The sequence below is a fragment of the Bradyrhizobium sp. USDA 3315 genome, assembly GCF_054056795.1.
The window spans coordinates 5,012,681-5,031,396 of sequence record NZ_JBSRYP010000001.1 but is presented as its reverse complement, the minus strand read 5'-3'; the positions used below and the strand labels follow the sequence as shown (position 1 = coordinate 5,031,396).

The window sequence follows — 18,716 nt, the reverse complement described above, 5'->3', positions numbered from 1 at the left end:
ACAAAGCTGGGGCAGGCATGATCCTGGACGGGGACCAGGATCTCCATACTTGGAAAGGGTAGCTCCGACACGCAACGATTCACCGCGCCCGGGTTGATTGCGCAATTCAAGTCATGCCATGAGTAACGTGCGGACGGCTGGAGGAGCCGCCCGCACGCCGTTGCGCCTCAAACAGGCTTGGCTATAGCGCGACATGTATGGAACGGCCCGCGGGCGCAAGAACTTTCTCAGTCGACTTCACACATGGGAGCGGTGCGGTCATGTATACGGCCTGTAAAGCGCGGCGCATGACCGCTGGCCTCGATGAAGTCCGCGACACAAGGGGCTAAATCAATCAGACGCGCTTGAAGCGCATTGTCGCGCCAGCCTCACTCACGCCGGGATTTCGTCCCGTGGGTTCATCGCCTGTTATTGCTCCTTGCCCTCTGCCGGCCCGCGCCGGTCAGATCTCTTTGACAGCCGCTGTATTCATCAAGCGGCAGCCGTAGTCGTCGCTAGCGTGTCCGGACACCGGTAAATCCCGCCCTTGTTCAAGAGCGCCCAAGAAATTCGCGCTGTCTTGTTGGCCAGCGCGACCGCCGCCACCTTGTACGGACGTCTGGCGAGCAGCGCCTTCAACCATGGCCGCGTCCGATCGGCCTTCCGGGCAATTCGCAGGACGGATGTCGCCCCAAGAACGAGGAGGCTCCGAAGTTCGGGGTTTCCCATCTTCGAGATGCGTCCCATCCGCTCCTTGCCCCCACTCGAATGCTGTCGCGGCGTCAGTCCCAGCCAAGCAGCAAAGTGACGAGCGGATTTGAAGCCGCCGGGATCTGGCACCAGCGCCTTGATGGTCGCTGCTGTAATGGCCCCAATGCCGGGGATCATAGTCAGTCGGCGCATGTCCTTGTCGGTCTTTGCCGCCGCAACAATGGCTCGCTCGAGCTTGTCAATCTGGTCCGCCTGAGCCTCGATTTGATCGGCAACTGCCGTCAGGGCAACGCGCGCTGCCGCAGGCAAGCGGATATCTGCTACATCCCGTACGATTGCAACCAACGCCTCGACCTTTGTTCGGCCAGCGGCGGCAATGATGCCCAACTCGGCCAGATGCGAGCGCAGGGCGTTGATCGTCTGCGTTTGCTGCTTCACCAGAAGTGCGCGACTCTTCAGGACCATCATTGCGGCTTGTTGCTCAGCCGTTTTGATCGGAACGAAGCGCATGGTCTTGCGAGTCACAGCCTCGCTGATGGCCTCGGCATCCGCCGCATCCGTTTTTCCACGCTTCACAAACGGTTTGACGTAAGCTGGTGGGATCAGCCGCACTTCATGGCCGAGAGTTGCAATCTCTCGTGCCCAATAATGAGCGCTGCCACAGGCTTCTATTCCCACAAGGCAGGCTGGCTGCTTCGAGAAGAAATGCAGCACCTCGCTGCGCCGTAGTCTCCGGTTGAACACCGGTGAGCCATCGCCACCCGCGCCGTGAACTTGAAAACTGTGCTTCGCCAAATCCAATCCGATGGTGCTAACCTGTTTCATGGAACGGCCCCTCCTTGTGGAGTTCGAACAACGACCACGTTTTAGCACGATGATGCAGTCGGAGCGGGCCGTTCCACCACATCAATCAGGATGAGAGCGCGTATTGCCTCATGTAGCGATGTTCCCGAAGGCCCAGTCGTTGCCTCACCTATTTTGCTCCCGGACCGAATAGAGGAGGAGGCCGGTCGTGGAGCTGTCAGATTGCGTAACGACGGGCCTCCTCCGGGCATCGTTTGCCTCATTGCGTCGCCGCTTCATCACTAATTCGCCGTGCCGTATTCGTGGTGCTGAACAGGAGCGCGTTGGCCCGCTCGCTGCGCCATGATTTAAGACGGCGCTGGAGCGTTCTCAGAAGTTTGTCAGGATATCCTGATCGTTCTTGCGGTACGGCCGGCAGCGCGTAAAAAAATACTTGCCCGATCGCAACACGTTTCAGCGTCTCATTCATAAAGACCGTGTCGTTGTCCGTGTCCAGGCCGAGAAGTGGGAACGGAAGCTGCTTGCGCAGTTCGGTCAGCACCAGCGTCTGAATGAAACTGCCGCGCGCTGACGGGCCACTGTGAGCGACAAGATCGGCCTCATCGTGGCCAGGCGCCGGGTCTTCCCAATCAGCCGATGTGCTTATTGGAATGCTGTGTCGCAGCGCGTTTGCCGCCGGCCGACGGCGCCGAGGTCCCGATCCCTCCCGGATCGGTCGCAGCGCCCGATCGATCGTCGCTGCGCTCATCGCCAGCAGCTTGGTGCGGATTTCGGGCGCAAGGCTAAGATGACCATGTCGTTCCATCGTCTCGATCAGCACCGGAAGAAGCGCCTTCAACCGCTTGCTGCAAACTCGGTCCGAGGCCTCCCAAAGCAGCATGAGGGCATTTAGCTCCGCTTCGTCATAAATCCGCCGCCGCGCACGGCGGGCCGTTTTTCCGCCTCCAGGGGTGCGAAGGAGCCTCATGGCGTGCTTGCGATGGAGACCCGTGATGACGACGAATTCATCCAGAATGCGCGCCTTCTCCGCGCGGTCTGACGATCTGTAACGCTCGCCAACAGCTCTTGTCAGTTCCTTCCGCGTCGTCATGCAAAGTCGATTGCCGCCTGTTCGCCGCCGCCCAGGCATGCAACATGTGCGCGGCGCTCCGTATCATCCCCAGACCCAACGAAATGGCACCAGACCCTCAAGAACCGCATTCTGCTCGACAACTACCACCTGCCCGGCGACCTCGAACGACAGATCCGGGCCTTCGTCGAACACTACAATCACGTCCGCTGCCATGAGAGCATCGATAACCTCACGCCTGCCGATGTCTACTTCGGCAGGGCTGGGGTGATCCTCGCAGAACGCAAACGCATCAAGCGCGACACCATCGCGAACCGCCGCTTGCAGCATCAACTGCAGGCAGGCATAAACTCTAACCCCTGATGAGCCAGAGCCTCCCTTCTCGAAAAGCCTGATCAGTCTCAAATTATCTGACGACGGACACTAGCACTACTTTGGCAGATTGTTGATTTTGCCGCGTTTTATACCAATCCTCAAATTGATCGACCGATGTAAGCCCAATCGCGGAGCCCGATTGACATGATCTTCCACGGCTGATCGATGAGAGTGTTCCAGGCGTAACAGCAGTGATCGACAATGTTGTCATAGGATTTGAAGACGCGGTTTGACAGCCAATTTTGGCGCATGAACTGCCAGATATTCTCCTGGCTGTTCAGCTCGGGCGAACGCGGCGGCAACGGCATCAGCGAGATGTTGTGCGGGATCTTCAGCTCCTTCGCTCCGTGCCACCCGGCCTGATCGAGGATGAGGATGGCGTGGGCGCCAGGGCTTACCTTACTTGCGATCTCGTTGAGATGAAGCTGCATGGCCTCGCTGTTGCAGAAGGGCAGAACCAGTGCCGCGCCGGTTCCGAGCTCCGGGCACACGGCACCGAACAGGTAGGTCGATTGCGTGCGCTGGTCGTGAGCGGCCCGCGGCCGCGATCCTTTTCTGGCCCAGCGATAGGTGAGCTTGTTCTTCTGCCCCACCCGCATCTCATCCTGAAACCACACCTCTACCGGCGTGTCCGGCGCAAGGCTGCTGCGGATTTCGTCCACGCGGGCGTGGAATTTTTTTTAAATGCCTCGATCGCCTCGGGATCCTGCTTGTACGCTCTCGGCCGGGCGCTGACGTGTGAGAAGCCGAGGTCCTTGAGGGCTCGATAGACCGTATCGTCTGATACCGAGATGCCGAACTCCTCATGCAGCCGCATGATCAGGTCACAGGCCCGCCAGCGCACCACGCCATGGATGGGCGGGGTCGGCCCTTCGTCCACGATCCGCGCCAGAAACGCCCGGTGCTCCGTGTTGAGCTTCGCCGGCGCACCTGGCGCGGGAACATTGATCAGGCCATCAGGCCCTTGGTCGTTGAACCTGATCACCCAGTCGCGAAGCGTCTGCCGGTCCATCCCGCCGACCTTGGCGGCCTCCGCCCGCGATGCGCCATCGAGCACCGCAGCGATCGCCAGAAGGCCGCCGAACCTGATCGCTGTCCTTCGCCCGCCGCGCGAGCCGGCGCACCTCAACCGCTGCAAAATCCGTTCGAACCGCAATCGGCTGGCCCATGGCAACTCCCTCCAGTTGCCATGTTGAATCATCGATCTTCTGATTTGGGAATGCCCGCCGTGAGTCAGCACCTCAGCGGATTGGTATTATAGGATTCCCGAATCAATTTTTCAATGATTCATGGGTGGTCGGCTCTGGGAGGGCTGACCATGCCCGGATGGGAAGACGAACTCGAACGCTGGCTGATGCCGTTCTTGGACCGGCTGGGTCATAAGACCCGGCAGCGGATGTGTCCTCTGTATGTTGCGGGATTGATCGGTCCGGGCGATCGCAAGAGCGTTCAGCCGATGGCGGAACGCCTTGCCACGAGCAACTACGACCAGTTGCACCATTTCATTGCGGACGGTGTCTGGGACGCGACGCCGCTGGAGACAGAGCTGCTCAACCAGGCGGACCGACTTGTCGGCGGCAGGGATGCGGTGCTGGTTATTGATGACACCTCACTTCCCAAGAAGGGTGAGCGCTCGGTCGGTGTTGCGGCTCAATACGCGTCGGCTCTCGGTAAAACGGCAAATTGCCAAACGCTGGTGTCTTTGACGCTTGCTCGCGGCGAAGTGCCCGTGATGGTCGCGTTACGTCTCTTTCTGCCTGACAGTTGGACAAGCGACATATCTCGTTTGAAGCGCGCTCGCGTGCCAGTCGAACATCGAACGGCACGGTCCAAGCCCGAGATTGCTCTAGCCGAGATTGACCGCGCGATGGCAGCCAACGTGCGCTTTGGATGTGTGCTGGCGGATGCAGGATACGGCCTCAGCGCACCGTTTCGACAAGGGCTAACAGAGCGCGGGCTGACCTGGGCTGTCGGCATCCCTCGGCACCAGAAAGTGTATCCGGTCGATGTGAAGCTCATTTGGCCGATTACCAAAGTCCGCGGAAAACCACGAAAGCACCACGTGCCCGATATCTTATCGATTGCCGCAGAACAAATGCTCGCCAGCGCCAAATGGAAAACCGTGAGTTGGCGTAGCGGGACGAAAGGTCGGCTTAAAGCCCAATTTGCTGCTCTCCGTGTCCGGACCGCCGACGGCCCTCCGCAGCGGATATGGGATAAAGGTCAGCAGCATCTCCCAGGCGACGAAGCCTGGCTCATTGGCGAGCAACGTGCGTCCGGGGAGAAGAAATACTATCTGGCCAACCTTCCGGCGGCGACGGATCTGCGCACGCTGGCCGCCACCATCAAGGCACGGTGGATTTGTGAGCAGGCGCATCAGCAGTTGAAGGAGGAACTTGGACTTGATCACTTCGAAGGGCGATCATGGCAAGGTCTTCATCGCCACGCCTTGATGACAATGATTGCCTACGCCTTCCTGCAACATCGTCGCCTCGCATACGCGGGGCGGAAAAAAAAGAATCAACGGGCCTCCGCCTCAGCCAACCATGCCAGCCGTACGTCACGCCATCGTCGATCTCATCCTTCGGCCGCCGTCTCAGCAGTGCCCATATTGCCGAAAGCAGATCCGTGAAAAACAGCGGCGAAAACACAATCTGCCAAAGTAGTGCTAGCGCCTCATCCGAGATCGGTCGCCTCCTTGGCCGCCGCACTCATCCGCCGCCTTGATCCCGCCCGACGAGGCGGGCCTCAAAGTACCTTAGAAATCCCTCTTCGACGGCCGGTCGGCGGTTCGTGATAGGCTTTCCGGCCAAGGAACAGCTAGCCGAAGGCTCCCTCGATTGCTGAGTACTTTCTGATGCAGGGCTATGCGCAATCGACGCAAGGATTAGGCCCGCCGGGGCGTTCACAGCTCATCGCGATTCTTGACGAAAAGCTCGTCAAACCGAAAAACAGAGAAGTCAATTTCCTTGCGCGCTGGCTCCCAAGGGTCATTGTAGTACAGTGTGTTTGCGACCAGACCGGTCAACACGATTACATGCGAATCCCCTGACGGCAGAACCAGCGCGGCCCAGATCGGCCCTCGTGTCTCCAACGTCTCAACGATGAAATCGCGCGTAAATCCGTCAAGTGGCTCTACGAGCCTCTCTAATCCTTCGCTGCGCGCCAAAAAGTCAAACTCGCGAAGGTTGAGGCCTAAGTCGGGCCGCCAAAGCGTAGACAAACCAAGGCGAGGCCCCGTGCGAAAGAAGTAGGACACCATACAAGCGGAAGCATACCAACAAGCGTATTCCCCGTGCAGCCGCATGTTCCCGCAATAATCTCGTCGCATGCTCGGTTGCCCATCATAGCCATGCTGTTGGCCGACAAGCGGAACATCCAATCGTATGTCTCGCACCTCCATCCCCTACATTGACGGTGATCTAGCCTGAGCCAAGCAAATGGCGTGCCGAACGGCTGATCGCAGCTATCTCCAAGTCCGCCGACGACATCCGCACTTTAACCCCATTTGCCAGAGCGCACTCGTGCCAACGCTCGATGATCGCCGAACCGACCGAGCGGTGAATGGCGACGCAGTCACACGCCTGAGACATGCAACGGCTAAAAGTGTAACGACTGCCGTGGATCATCGTTATGGCATGCACTTTCTCTCAGTGGCTGCGTCACTACTCTAGTGCGATGAATCTGGACGATGTTGGTGACTTCGCCCGGGATCGAACGCTGATCGTGCACGACATCGTCTGCACATTCGTTCATCCATGTGGAGACCAAGATGATTTGGCTGCCGTGCTGCTCGACGCGGGCATGATTTCGAGGGCCACCGAGCATGACTTGGTTGGACTTGCATTGTCCCGAAACCTCGAGAACTTTCTGCTTGGTGCGTCGCTGTTCTTCGTCAATCCGTCGAATCAACACCTTGTCTTGGGTCAGAAGTTCGAGTTTGTGCAGATCGCTCCCCCAATGTTCGCGCCGTTGTTGGATGCCTTGGCACTGCGGGCTAAAACGTGGCGCGACGGGCAGAAGGCTGCGCGATGAAGGGCGTTTCAAATGTGGCGGACTGCGCAGCGGCGGCCGAGATTCAGTCTGGGTGCGCAGGTGACCCAACCGCTGTGCGGGTTTGGGATCGAGACCGCGCCAACGGGCCGCCCACGCTGACAGATGACCAGCGAGGGGCGCACGAAAGCGCATCTGAACAACTGTCGACGGCCTGTGAAATCGTCAGCGCGGACACATCGTACTCTGGAAACTCACCCGCCGTTGAGGATGCGGCTGAGCACCATGAGCCTCTGCTCCAGGACAGCGTATCGCCGCCCCCTGATGCGGACGCACGGACGGAGCAAGATGCTCTTCCTCCTGGCCGCGCCCGATGGTGGGGTTGGACGGCCGCGCTAGTGGCCGCGAACGGAACGCTGGGGGCGTTCGAGACCTTTGCGGGTCGCCTCGTCGAGGGCGCGGTGCAGGTGCTTTCCGGTCAACCGCAACAGCCACACCAGGTCAGCGATACGGCGATGGCAGCACATGCTGCGGTCAACATGGCAATGGGATTAATCGCGGGTGCAAGAGCGGGCGTGCACACTTGGCGGGCGACGGGCAATTGTGAGGCTTATTGGAGAGGATTTCGCGGCGAGCGGTCGGCGCCATCAGCGGCCCTGGCGATGGCGGGAACTCCCAACGTACCCGCAAGCCAGCTGCCGCGTCTGTTGGCCAGTGTGGCGGTCGCCGTTGGAACCTTCGGCCTTGCTGCGCACACCGGCGTGAATGCGTTGTTGCATCTTCGAAGCTCATCGCAAGGCAAGGTCGATGCTCACGAAGCGGTGGTTCAGTCCAACGCCAACACAGCGTACTGCTACACCCGTGAGGCCGTAAACCTTCTGGCTCATGCCTTTCAGGTTGTTTCGCACGATGCCCTGCTGACCTGGCCAGGATGCGCGGCCAGTTCCGCGGAATACGGCTTCAACTCCGCAGCACAGCAGGCCGTACTGAGCGACTCAAATCTTAGCGAACAAGCCCGGCCCTTCGATCTCCGCTGGCCAGCATTCTCCGCTGCGGCCGAGGCCGTTGACGTTGCCCTTACCTCCGCATCGGCCCGTCTTGCTGAGCCCGATAGGCCCGTGACAATTTGGCGCGGTCGTCTAGCCGAAAGAATCTCGGCCGAGGAAAATCCGCCGTCAAGGCTCACTGTCATTGATGCAATCGACCGGGTGACACAACGTGCCGTTGGTCGGCAACTTGTTGGAGAACTCTCTAAGGTCGTGCCTCCTGAGTTCCATTGGCCATCATGGACTGGACCAACACTTGCTGCGGGAACGCATGTGCGCGAGCTGGCCTGGCAAGCCGAACGCGCTAGTCGTGGTGGTGGCGCCAGTACGGCCCCCAGTGATCCCGAGGCGCCACCGCCCGTCGGAGCGTCGCCAAATGCAGGCGGCTCGGGTTCGCCGACGCTGCCGCAAGACAGCACTGAACTCTTCTCGCTTGGGGATTTGAATGCACCGCCGCTAGACCTCGCTGGGACATCGTCGTCTGCCGAGGCTGCGCTGCCGCAAGAGGGCACTGAACTCCCGTCGCCTGGGGACTTGAATGCATCGCCGCCGGACGTCGCTGGGCCATCGTCGTCTGCCGAGACTGCGTCGAGTTTCGTGGATCGATCCTTGGAAGAGTTCGGGCATCTCGTCGGCCTGGGCTGGGAGCACCGCCGCGCCCGGGCCCCGCAACTCCTGATCGACGCACTGAACAGAAGGGGCGACCTGTCGAGGACGCCACATCAGACGACGAATTTCCGGATCCACGGCCAAATTTACACGACCTATCTGGAGCCAGGGACTGGGGTGCCGGCCATAGACAACCCGCTAAGCGGCAACATTATGATCGCCCCTGTACTTGGGCTGGACGCCCACGGGTCAGCAGGGGGGCGCATTGGTCGGCAGAATTTGAGGCACTGCATCACGGGGCCACGCTGACGCGAGAAGACGGACACGCCCAAGCACTGCCCCGTATTGCCACGGATGTTTATCCTAGATGGACCGCCATATGATTGCGGCCGCTCATGAAGTTTATTTTTTTGCATTCGCCCGGCCGCTGTAACTGGCGGCCGGGCTTTTGCGCGGCGAGCATGAGGAGATTGGCGCGCCATCGACGAAGAGATAAGTCGTGCCGACGGCAACGCAAAAGTGGAGCGCATCAATCACGATGATCGCCCGCGCCCGAGCCTTGTCAGTCCTTGCAAGGCGGGGTGCCGGGGCTTTCTTCCGGCTGCGGATGCTGCGCGGGCGGCGGCGGCCATACCCAGGCCGGGTTTAAGCTCGATTCTAGCCGATGAACGGATGGGGTCGCAGGCGCTCCTCAAGCGCGAGACAGTCGTTGATTGATCCTCGGAAAAGCACCGGTGTCTGGAAATTCGCCGGGAGCCGCCCATCGATCCGATGCTGCGTCATCCGCTTGCGCGGATAGATCGTGATGCGATATAGCCGTGCTGCCATGGACAAACACACTTGTCGTCGAACAGCCAGTAAACGGTGCATTCTGCCTGCGGTAGCAGATGCGCCCGACGCATATGAATAAGCGCTGCTGGTTAGGCAGCGCTTGTGGTGTCCTGACCTCGGGGCTTGTGCCCCTTGTCCCTGTCTTTCGGTTTGTCGTCTTCTAGCTTGATCACGCCTTCGGCGAGCCTCCGCTTGGTGAAGCTGTCGTTCGGCCATTCGACGCCGCCTTCCTTGCGAGGCGTTCCTGCTGGCGCCGCTTGCGCGGCGAGACTTCACGCGTTGCGTTGCTCATGTCTGCGGCTCTTCTTCGGGCCTGCGAACTGATACTTGGCGTGCAGTTGCTGGTGCTGATGCATTTCCTCTTGCGTGTCGCCGATCTTGATGCCGGTCGAGATATCGATCTCGAGCAGATCGTCCGTGATGTCGGGGAACCATTCGGTGCGGTAGAAGCACGAGACGTCGTATTGCAGCTCGGCGACCGGCGTTTCGTTGTTGAACCCGGCGGTGCCGAAGACGTGACGTCGCAGGCCGCGCGTCAGGCTCTCAATCCTGACATTTCCGGGTTCTGATTACGTCGTGGCCCAATGCAACCAACTTTGCGCCCAATGCTGTGAATCGGCGCGGGGGTCCGACGCCGATCGGCGCCGGGGTCACTCTTCCGGCACCTTCAATATCAAGAATTTAGCCAAACAAAATGGACTGATTGAGGGGTCAAATTTCGATCAGCATTCACAGCCAGACCGGCACGCCGGACAATTCTTGCGGACGCACCGGCTACGACGAAGGCTCAGCGAACCCAGAAGCGCAGGCCAGAGACTCGTCGATTCGCTGCGCAGCCAGCGCGCAACATCCGAAAGCGATTCCGAATCAACATGCTTCATATGAGGCATGTGATACTATGCACACGTACGGCGCAAGAAAAACGTGCGCGAAAATCGCGCGATAACCCATATTTTAAGGGGCGAAATGCGTTTCGCGACAGAAACTAGTCTAGCAGGCTGTTGAAGAAGTCTCTGGCGGGATGGCAGTGGACGTGATTCTCTCGATAGTTGAATCGGGAGGCCATGATGCGGGGATCGGACGAGCGGTCTGGATCGCTCTTCAGTTACGTGGATCTTGAAGCGCGGGTTCGCCCGGATCACGCCTTACGGAAGATCCGGGAGATTGTGAACGCTGCGCTGGACGATCTATCGAAGGCATTTGCGGGGCTTTACACGGACTTTGGCCGACCCTCGATTGCACCGGAGAGGCTGCTTCGGGCGATGTTGTTGCAGGCGTTCTATGGCATCCGCTCGGAACGACAATTGATGGAGCGGCTGGAGTTCGACCTGTTGTTCCGCTGGTTTGTCGGTCTTGGCGTGGACGATCCGGTGTGGGACCACTCGACCTTTTCCAAGAACCGCGACCGGCTGCTAGAGGGTGAGATCGCCGCTAAGTTCCTCTCCGCGGTAATGGCTCAGCCGAAAGTGAAGCGGCTATTGTCGAGCGACCACTTCTCGGTGGACGGCACGCTGATTGAGGCGTGGGCTTCGATCAAGAGCTTCCGCAGAAGGGATGGAGGCGACAACGACAGTGGGGGGCCGGGACGTAACGCTGAGCGCAGCTTCCACAAGGAGAAGCGTTCAAACAAGACGCACCAAAGCACCACCGATCCGGAGGCTCGGCTGTACAAGAAGGGCGATGGGCAGCCGGCCAAGCTCTGCTACATGGGGCATGCTCTGATGGAAAATCGCCATGGTTTGGCGGTCGGCGGCATTGTCAGCCAGGCCACCGGTACGGCCGAACGAGAGACAGCGCTGGCGTTGATTGATAATTGCCATCCCAGAGGCCGGCGGGTCACGCTCGGCGCGGGCAAGGCTTATGACGTTACGCAGTTCGTGCACGACTTGAGAGAACGATCGGTGACGCCGCACATCGCAATCGACGGACACCTCAGCAAGACAGGCGTCCCGCGCAAGACGGCGGTCGATGCCCGCTCCACCCGCCATGCCGGCTACGAGATCAGCCAACGCTGCCGCAAGCGGATTGAGGAAGTGTTCGGATGGATCAAGAGTTCCGCCGGTCTGGCCAAGGTAAAGCTGCGAGGGCGCGAGCGTGTGGACGCCGTCTTTACGTTGGCGCTTGCCGCCTACAATCTGATCCGCCTGCCCAAGCTGCTGGCGGTGCAGCTATGAGCGTGCGGGGCAAATGGCGCGTCGTGGAAACGCCCGATCACGACATGGCCGGGTCGGGCTCTTACATCCTGTTCACAAACGACGGTGGCGAGTTCGCCCTGGATTGTCTCACCGGGGCAATATACGGCCGTTGCGAAGGCGATGCCGTCGAGTTCACATGGGATGGCAACGACGAGATGGAGCCCGCAAAAGGCCGTGGTTGGGCAGAAGAGCTCGCCGATGGCTCGCTCGAAGGTAAGATATGCCTCGAAGGCGGCGACGACATTCCTTTTATCGCCCGCCGATTGGCTACTTCTTCAACAGCCTGCTAGCGCAAAAATCTCGTTGAAATCAGCTGGGATCGAATTCCGACAAGCAAAGCCTTCACGGTAGACCTAGGAAGATGACGCGCGACCAATCTTAAGCCTGCAATGGCTGACGGCTCCGTGCCGTCAGCTTTCATCTGTTTGATCCTGGACGGATCAATGCTCACCTAGCGTCCGTTTTCCATCCAAAATTGAAAATCCGGGTGTTGCCACCGTACTACATCGCATCTCCATCAAATCAAGTAATCTCGACTCGGGATTCCGGAAAGATCTCAAAGCAAATATGGCGGTCGTTTCAGTCGAAACGACGAGATGGAGTGACGATGATGAAGAAGATTTTGGTGAGCACCGTGCTCGCACTGGGCATGGCCGCCCCCGCATCGGCGGCTGATCTGGCTGCTAAACCCTACGTTAAAGCGCCGCCTCCGGTGGTTGCGCCGATCTATGATTGGACTGGACTCTACATCGGTGCCAACGGCGGATGGGGCCAAAGCCACAATTGCGTGGATTTCGTCACGTTCGCGGGAACAGTCGCAAGCGGTTGCCGGGATCGTTCCGGAGGCGTTGTCGGCGGGCAAATCGGATATCGCTGGCAAACCAACCAGTTTGTGTTCGGATTGGAAGCACAAGGTGATTGGGCCGATCTCAGCAACACGCGCGTCAGCCTGTTCAACCCGACGCTCTCAACCACTGTGAAAACCGACGGCATTGGTCTCTTCACCGGCCAACTCGGCTGGGCATGGAACGCCTCACTGCTTTACGTGAAGGGCGGCGCGGCCGTGACCGGCAATCGGCTTACTATATTCGACAACACCACCGGGGTCGGCCTAGTCTCGGCAGATAACACGCGCTGGGGCGGCGCCCTGGGTGTCGGCTGGGAGTATGGCTTCGCACCGAACTGGTCGGTCGGAATTGAATACGACCATCTGTGGATGGGACACGCGAATAACTCCTTCTCCGTAGCAGATCCGCGCCTCGCGGCGGTTCTCAACGACCGGATCAGCCAGGACGTGGATATGGTCACTGTGCGGTTTAACTACCGCTTCGGCGGCTACGGCGTCCCGGTCGCTGCGAAATACTGACCTTCTTCTCGACGCTCTTGTCAGCACAAATGGGCCGGGCATGTTTGCCCGGCCTTTTTGTTGGAAAGCTCATGCCTGAAAAGATTGCGATGCAATCCAGCAGATCATCTTGTCGAATGCACCGCCGAGGCCTCGCGCGCCGTGCTGGCATGGAAAGAACAAGCCCTTATAACGCGTTCGCGGGACGAGAAAAGCACCCGAATTTCAGTAGTCGTTCGTGAAGAACTGGCGGCGGCGCCGGACTCAAGCGGTTTTTCGAGCCGGGACGGTTTCGAAGAAGGCTCGGATGATGACACGCAAGAGCTTTGCGAGCCATCGCAGCAGGGGCCGAAGTTATAGCCGGCAGCGGCGAGAACAGCGTTGATGCGGTCGCCGAGGCGTCCCTTGAGATAATTGCGGTCCATGCGGTGCTCGGCCTTGACGTGGCCGATGACGGGCTCGACAGCCGCGCGACGCTTCATCTCGCGACGGATGGAAGCTGTGACGCGGTGGACCTGACCCGAGATCCAGACCCTGAACCGATGCGGGTGGTTGTGACCGCGATATCCTTTGTCGACGTGGATACGGCGAGCCTCCACCCCGGTGAGCTTCTCCATGTCGGCGATTACGGGACCGAGCGTGTGTCCATCGAAGGGATTGCCATGCAGGGCCTTGGCATGGAGCACGAACTGGCCGCCCTTCGGAGACGTCACAGGGGTGGCGATGCTGACCTTGCAGCCGAACTCGTAGGGCGTGCGGGCTTTACCCTTGCCGATGCACTCAACCTCCGGAGCATGTAACGCATAGACCTTCGGACCGCGCTGATACTAATCCTGGCTGCGCACCTGCTGCGCTAAACCGAGCAACGGGCCGAAGCGAGCTTCCAGCACCGTATCGCCATCAATCTTGCGGCAGATGTCGCGGATGATCCGGCCAAGCCGTGTCCGCAGGAACTTGAGCTGCCGCCGGGCGCGTTTGAACTGGTGGGCGTGGGTATAGCGGCCGGTCATGATGGCGGCGCGCTTGGCCAGGCGCAGATAGCTCTGGCGTAGCGGCACACGGTTGCGCTTGGCGAGCCCGACCAGCTTGATGATTGCTCGATGCAGCAGCCGCGCGTCGGTCGGATGTGCAACCGCCTTGGGCTGCACTGTGGTATCGACGACCACCCGTTCCAGGTCCTTGGGACCGATGGCGCCGGTCTTGTGCGCCACTGAAAGACTTTCCTGGATCAGCGCGACGAGCTGTTCCTCGCCGAGCCGCTGCCGCCAGCGTGTCATCGACGATCGATCGAACGGCAGACGGTGGCAGAAGCTCAATTCGCCGCAGAAGTATTGGTAATAGGGATTCTCGATCCAGCGAGCGCACAGCACCTCATCTGCCAGGTTGTGCATGTGCTTCAAAATGAACAGGCCAGCGACTAGCCGCGTCGGCAAGCCCGGCTGTCCCGACCCTGCTTGGCACACCGAACTGAAGCGCTCATTCAGGATGTTCCAGTCGATCAGCGCTGCCAACCGCACCAACGGATGACCCATGTCGATGATCTGATCAAGCGCCGGAAGCAACAGGTCTTTCTGGCGATCATCCCGCGGCTTGCTCATCGCATTCCCCAATGTCGACGACGCCGTCAGGGAATCACGAATCGCCCAAAAGCAAAACCTAAAACGCAAGAAAGCGAGGTCCAACACCCCGCTTTCCTGCAAAATCGAATACTACATCAAGACCAATTCTGCTTATTTCTCAGGTCAATCCGCATTCTTCACGGAGGACTCAGTAGTGCGGTCTTGAACGTTCTGAACGCGAGGGGATTAGAGTTGCACGTGACAATGCGCCAGAACTCTCGGGCACCTAAGCCGCGTGAGCAAGAGCCCCAGCCGCCAAGAGCTTTGATGCGACTGAGCGCGGATCAAACGACGACCGCAGGTCGTTTGACATAGGTTGGTGGGGCTCACGTCCGGGGACACGAAGCGTTGGCCGCGCATTTGCCGACGCGAAAGAACCGAGGAGTTGAAGGAGGCGCTTGAAGAGGTCGAGGAGCGCCTAAAGAACTGGAAAAGTAAGTCGAGCGCCAACAGATCGAAGTCGGACGAGAACGCGGAAGGGCTGGCTGCACTCAAGCGCCACGCCCCGCACGCTTCTGCCCCATGCGCTTCGACCGGACGTAAGCTATTGCGCTCTTAGTGCTAAACTGGCTTTCCTACCCTGGATCTGTTCGATCATGCGCCCATTAAGGTCATCGACTTCTCACACCTCTTCTACCGGTGTCGGCGTATTCGGTTCGGCATTGCGACCCCGCGGGCATCCTTCCGATCGGTCTTGACGGTCATGGCCGAGAGTGCTGCTTTCACATGCCGTGTCTCGAGCAAAACTGCATCGCGTCCGGCGGCCACAAGCGCGGCACGCAGCCACTGCGACAACGGCCCGGCTTCGAGCCCAATGCAGCTGACAGGCAATTCCAACTTGTCGAAATAGCCAATAAGCACCTCAGGCTCGCTGGCGACCTTGACCTCGCCGACGACGTTGCCAGTCCCGTCAACAATGCAGATGCTGCTCTCTTTCAAAGACACGTCGATCCCCGCATAATAGTCCATGGCTGTTCCTCACTTGATGCTTGGAGCCGATCACTCGGACTCCGTTTCAACATCATCATTCTGAGGGACAGCCACCTACTTGGGTAGGCTCGCGAAGGCCGGCCCATTACGGCATCTAGGCCTCGGCGCGGTCTTGTAGTTGCCGTGATCAAACGCAAACATCATCAAACGGAGTTACGCAATGGTCCGAATCCATGACACTCTCGACGCGGCAACATCGGGTCCCGGCACAACATCACACACCACTCAGCAAAATGAATTGACAGACCAAGCGGCCTTTGACCAGCACCTCGACGAAATACCGCTGGAGCTGGAGCAACAGGCCGGTGTAGGTTCTTCCCATCCTGTTGTCTCGGGCGACCCGGAGGATAACCAGACATGAAGCTAGTCGTCATTTCGAACCGCGTTGCGCCCTTCGACCCCACTAAACCCCAGACCGGCGGGCTTGCCGCGGCCCTCGAGCCAGTCGTGGAACGTTCCGGCGCGGTCTGGATCGGGTCCTCGGAGGACCGCGGCGACGGGACCGAGCAACCCCTGCCACTCGTGGAGACTGGTGCAGGCCAGGTGGCCAGGCTCGATCTGTCGGCCGCGGACCATCCTGGTTACTATAGAGGTTTTTCGAATTCGACGCTGTGGCCAGCATTGCACTCCCTGCCGGACCGGATGTCGGGCTCGGACGAGGATTATGGCAGCTATCGCAAGATCAACGACTTTATTGCGCGTGCGGCCTTCGACGTACGAGATCGCGACGCATTCTGGGTACATGATTATCATTTGCTCCCGCTTGGGGCCGATCTGCGTGAGCTCGGCATTGAGCGGCCAACCGGCCTTTTCCTCCATACGCCGTGGCCGACGCCCCACATGCTAGAGCGCGTGCCCGATCATCGCGAACTGATGAAGTCGATGCTGAAGTACGATCTGATCGGCTTTCAGACGAACCGGGATCTGAACAATTTCGCGGCCTGTCTGCGAACCCATTTCGGGCTGGAGAGCAAGGATGGCGTCGTGACCACGGAGCGCGGCCAGACGCGACTTCAAAAATTCCCAATCGGTATCGATCCCAAGCAGTTCGCGGAGTATCTTGCGGCAGACCTCTCTCCCGCGGAGCAAGAAAAACTCTCCTCGCTGTTGCAAAACTTCGAGGGCGCCAAGTTTGCGATCGGCGTAGACCGGCTCGACTACACGAAGGGTATCGACAAACGGGTCGAAGCGTTCAATCAGGTTTTAGCGACCGAGCCGCCGCGCAGCATTTCGCTCTTGCAGATCGCGCCCTCTTCCCGCGCTGACGTCGAAGAGTACCAGAAATACAAAGACGACGTGGAGACCGCGATCAACCATGTCAATGCGGAGCATGGCAAGGAGAAGTGGAATCCGATCCACTACAAGAATGACTCGTTCAGCCAGGCTGCACTCGCGCATCTTTACCGCGCTGCCCATGTTTGCCTCGTTACACCGTTGCGCGACGGCATGAATCTGGTGGCGAAAGAATATGTTGCCGCACAAGATCCGGAGGATCCCGGCGTGTTGGTACTATCCAAGTTTGCCGGTGCGGCTGAAGATCTCGACGAGGACGAGGCGCTGCTGGTGGATCCAAACCACCCCGAAGAGATCGCAGCCGCTATTTCGAAGGCGGCCCACATGGCGCTTAAGGAGCGTGTCAAGCGCTGGCGGTCGATGATGGACAAACTTGAATCCTATACGATCCACGATTGGTCGGCGGACTATGTTCGAGAGCTGGACAAAAGCCGGGTCACGGTTCCGGCTGATCAGTTCCACTATCTCGGTCTCGGCTGGACCAACGAGGCTCAGATGCCCCTGTACCAGAACTATGCCGATGCGGTGACCGTCTACAACGACATCAACCCTGCGAAGGCCGACTTGAGGCAGGCAGCATATGCGAACGTGAAGGCGGCTTTTGAGGCGTTAGCGGCCCGGCTGCAGCATACGCAGGATAGACTTTGGTCCCCACGACAGCAACAACTTCGCTCAACGGCCGCCGCCGACAAGTGCTGATTCCGCTCGATGTCGCCCACCGTTCCGATTTGATGTCGCCCACCATTCCGGGATGATGTCGCCCGGGGTAACGAGGCCTCTTCTGGCTCCGATACGGTCCCGCCTTTCGGCTTTGCGAAGGGGGACCTGGATGCCGACGGAGAGGTTTGCGATGCGCCATGCGCGCGATGTGATCAGATTGAAGTCGGCCGGGATGCCGACCCGCGAGATTGCGCGGCGGGTGGGGACAGCCCCTTCGACGGTGCGGTTGACGATCCACCGGTTCGAGGCAGCGGGGCTGACCTGGCCATTGCCCGACGACATCACCGACGCTGCGCTACGGAGTCTCACCCTGATCGCCGCCGCGCACATTGGTACTCAGACTCTTGTGGGGCTTCCACTTGAACCATTCCCTTGGCATCGCGATACAGGTTCCCACGGTAGGGTCGGAGACTGGCGCGCCCGGTTTAGGTCGAAGTTCGTGTTCTCCTGTTGCCTCGCTCTTTCGTCTGCGAGTGTCACAGCATCTCGACCATGCCACGTTTCCAGCCCCCGCCACCTCGAACGCAGCGTGCGGATTTCCCGCTCTACGCTCTCCTGTCTGTTTCACCCCAAGGTTTATGGGACTTATCCTGCCGGCGCGACTTTCAGCAAACGTGCCGAACCCGGTAGCCGTTGAACAGCTTCAAGGTTTCGTACAGCCATTGCCTACTCCACCGCATCCAGCCGAAGCCCTTTCGTTTCCGAGCTCGCATCATATGGCGCCGAACCTTCTTCTCTACCCAGTCTTGAATGAAGCTAAAGCACTCGCTGGAGTTTCCAACCGCGAAGTAGTTCACCCAACCGCGTACCACCGGGTTGATCAGCTTGATCAACTGACCGACTGGTTGCGATAGGTGGCGGCGGAACACATCCTTGAGTTTCCGCAGCAGCGCCGTGCGCTTCTTGAGCTTTGGCGTGTAACTCGGACGCCAACGCCCTTGACGACTGCGCACCCGACGGAAGTCAAAGCCGAGGAAGCCGAAGCTTTCGCTGCGGCCGAGGTCCACGGTCCGACTCTTCTCTTCATTGATCTCGACTTGTAGAGCGGCCAGTTCCTCCCGGAGGCGTTTCTCAACCGCCGGCAGCAGCCAGTCCTGTCGCGGGTGGGCGTCGATCAAGATCACCAGTCGAGTCGCC

General features: G+C 59.5%; 13 protein-coding genes and 5 pseudogenes. 11 read left to right on the top strand and 7 right to left on the bottom strand.

The genetic code is table 11. From position 1 onward, the window contains the following. Positions 1-471: 471 nt before the first annotated feature. Both ACVIYL_RS23215 and ACVIYL_RS23210 read right to left on the bottom strand, forming a co-directional pair. Positions 472-1,515 carry an IS110 family RNA-guided transposase gene (locus ACVIYL_RS23215; protein WP_456779917.1) on the bottom strand — a complete coding sequence of 348 codons (1,044 nt, stop codon included), beginning with the start codon at positions 1,513-1,515 and terminating at the stop codon, positions 472-474. 369 nt (positions 1,516-1,884) lie between these two features. Next, a pseudogene (locus ACVIYL_RS23210) lies at positions 1,885-2,623 on the bottom strand (ISNCY family transposase); the annotation flags it as partial. Here ACVIYL_RS23210 and ACVIYL_RS23205 point away from each other — a divergent pair. Then, positions 2,622-2,926 (top strand): annotated as a pseudogene (locus tag ACVIYL_RS23205) (integrase core domain-containing protein); the annotation flags it as partial. The pseudogenes ACVIYL_RS23210 and ACVIYL_RS23205 overlap by 2 nt on opposite strands. A 110-nt stretch (positions 2,927-3,036) precedes the next feature. Here the strand turns inward: ACVIYL_RS23205 and ACVIYL_RS23200 are convergent. Continuing rightward, positions 3,037-4,107 (bottom strand): annotated as a pseudogene (locus ACVIYL_RS23200) (IS630 family transposase). 113 nt (positions 4,108-4,220) lie between these two features. On the opposite strand from ACVIYL_RS23200, the gene ACVIYL_RS23195 reads away from it, so the two are divergent. Next, the gene (locus tag ACVIYL_RS23195) at positions 4,221-5,570 is read left to right on the top strand and encodes an IS701 family transposase (protein ID WP_253605578.1); all 1,350 of its coding nucleotides are present in this window, start codon (positions 4,221-4,223) and stop codon (positions 5,568-5,570) included. 273 nt (positions 5,571-5,843) lie between these two features. Here ACVIYL_RS23195 and ACVIYL_RS23190 read toward each other — a convergent pair whose 3' ends face one another. After that, positions 5,844-6,320, bottom strand: coding sequence for a papain-like cysteine protease family protein (locus ACVIYL_RS23190; RefSeq protein ID WP_456779916.1), 477 nt, complete (start codon positions 6,318-6,320; stop codon positions 5,844-5,846). A 251-nt stretch (positions 6,321-6,571) separates the two neighbouring features. On the opposite strand from ACVIYL_RS23190, the gene ACVIYL_RS23185 reads away from it, so the two are divergent. From ACVIYL_RS23185 to ACVIYL_RS23160, 6 genes are all read left to right on the top strand, one after another. Next, positions 6,572-6,973 (top strand): hypothetical protein, encoded by a 402-nt coding sequence (locus ACVIYL_RS23185; protein ID WP_456779915.1) that lies wholly within the window; start codon positions 6,572-6,574, stop codon positions 6,971-6,973. A gap of 356 nt (positions 6,974-7,329) precedes the next feature. Continuing rightward, positions 7,330-8,895 (top strand): hypothetical protein, encoded by a 1,566-nt coding sequence (locus tag ACVIYL_RS23180; protein ID WP_456779914.1) that lies wholly within the window; start codon positions 7,330-7,332, stop codon positions 8,893-8,895. Positions 8,896-9,749: 854 nt separating this feature from the next. After that, the gene (locus tag ACVIYL_RS23175; protein WP_456779913.1) at positions 9,750-9,986 is read left to right on the top strand and encodes a hypothetical protein; all 237 of its coding nucleotides are present in this window, start codon (positions 9,750-9,752) and stop codon (positions 9,984-9,986) included. 498 nt (positions 9,987-10,484) lie between these two features. After that, complete coding sequence (locus ACVIYL_RS23170) at positions 10,485-11,591, top strand: IS5 family transposase (RefSeq protein WP_456779912.1); 1,107 nt, start codon at positions 10,485-10,487, stop codon at positions 11,589-11,591. After that, positions 11,588-11,902 (top strand): hypothetical protein, encoded by a 315-nt coding sequence (locus ACVIYL_RS23165; protein WP_128931407.1) that lies wholly within the window; start codon positions 11,588-11,590, stop codon positions 11,900-11,902. Before ACVIYL_RS23170 ends, ACVIYL_RS23165 begins: the two co-directional genes overlap by 4 nt. Before the next feature lie 320 nt (positions 11,903-12,222). Then, positions 12,223-12,978 carry an outer membrane protein gene (locus tag ACVIYL_RS23160; RefSeq protein ID WP_456781874.1) on the top strand — a complete coding sequence of 252 codons (756 nt, stop codon included), beginning with the start codon at positions 12,223-12,225 and terminating at the stop codon, positions 12,976-12,978. Positions 12,979-13,221: 243 nt separating this feature from the next. On the opposite strand, the pseudogene ACVIYL_RS23155 reads toward ACVIYL_RS23160, so the two are convergent. Together ACVIYL_RS23155 and ACVIYL_RS23150 are read right to left on the bottom strand one after the other, a co-directional pair. Further along, a pseudogene (locus tag ACVIYL_RS23155) lies at positions 13,222-14,555 on the bottom strand (IS5 family transposase). 669 nt (positions 14,556-15,224) lie between these two features. After that, positions 15,225-15,545 (bottom strand): annotated as a pseudogene (locus ACVIYL_RS23150) (IS110 family transposase); the annotation flags it as partial. Between the two features lie 181 nt (positions 15,546-15,726). Here ACVIYL_RS23150 and ACVIYL_RS23145 point away from each other — a divergent pair. From ACVIYL_RS23145 to ACVIYL_RS23135, 3 genes are read left to right on the top strand one after another with little or no spacing between them, the layout of a single operon-like run. Further along, positions 15,727-15,927, top strand: coding sequence for a hypothetical protein (locus tag ACVIYL_RS23145; RefSeq protein ID WP_456779911.1), 201 nt, complete (start codon positions 15,727-15,729; stop codon positions 15,925-15,927). Then, a complete protein-coding gene (locus ACVIYL_RS23140; protein WP_456779910.1) occupies positions 15,924-17,558 on the top strand; it encodes an alpha,alpha-trehalose-phosphate synthase (UDP-forming) in 1,635 nt (544 codons plus the stop codon). The genes ACVIYL_RS23145 and ACVIYL_RS23140 overlap by 4 nt, the downstream gene beginning before the upstream one ends. A gap of 52 nt (positions 17,559-17,610) precedes the next feature. Further along, positions 17,611-18,216, top strand: a complete 606-nt coding sequence (locus tag ACVIYL_RS23135) for a helix-turn-helix domain-containing protein (protein ID WP_456779909.1) — start codon at positions 17,611-17,613, stop codon at positions 18,214-18,216. Here the strand turns inward: ACVIYL_RS23135 and ACVIYL_RS23130 are convergent. Beyond that, positions 18,185-18,703, bottom strand: coding sequence for a group II intron maturase-specific domain-containing protein (locus tag ACVIYL_RS23130; RefSeq protein WP_456779908.1), 519 nt, complete (start codon positions 18,701-18,703; stop codon positions 18,185-18,187). The genes ACVIYL_RS23135 and ACVIYL_RS23130 overlap by 32 nt on opposite strands. Positions 18,704-18,716: the final 13 nt, after the last annotated feature.

Bases quoted from the DNA above. Each gene is read 5' to 3' on its own strand.
- ACVIYL_RS23215 (WP_456779917.1), bottom strand. From the start codon at position 1,515: ATGAAACAGGTTAGCACCATCGGATTGGATTTGGCGAAGCACAGTTTT.
- ACVIYL_RS23195 (WP_253605578.1), top strand. From the start codon at position 4,221: ATGATTCATGGGTGGTCGGCTCTGGGAGGGCTGACCATGCCCGGATGG.
- ACVIYL_RS23185 (WP_456779915.1), top strand. From the start codon at position 6,572: ATGGCATGCACTTTCTCTCAGTGGCTGCGTCACTACTCTAGTGCGATG.
- ACVIYL_RS23170 (WP_456779912.1), top strand. From the start codon at position 10,485: ATGCGGGGATCGGACGAGCGGTCTGGATCGCTCTTCAGTTACGTGGAT.
- ACVIYL_RS23165 (WP_128931407.1), top strand. From the start codon at position 11,588: ATGAGCGTGCGGGGCAAATGGCGCGTCGTGGAAACGCCCGATCACGAC.
- ACVIYL_RS23160 (WP_456781874.1), top strand. From the start codon at position 12,223: ATGAAGAAGATTTTGGTGAGCACCGTGCTCGCACTGGGCATGGCCGCC.
- ACVIYL_RS23145 (WP_456779911.1), top strand. From the start codon at position 15,727: ATGGTCCGAATCCATGACACTCTCGACGCGGCAACATCGGGTCCCGGC.
- ACVIYL_RS23140 (WP_456779910.1), top strand. From the start codon at position 15,924: ATGAAGCTAGTCGTCATTTCGAACCGCGTTGCGCCCTTCGACCCCACT.
- ACVIYL_RS23135 (WP_456779909.1), top strand. From the start codon at position 17,611: ATGATGTCGCCCGGGGTAACGAGGCCTCTTCTGGCTCCGATACGGTCC.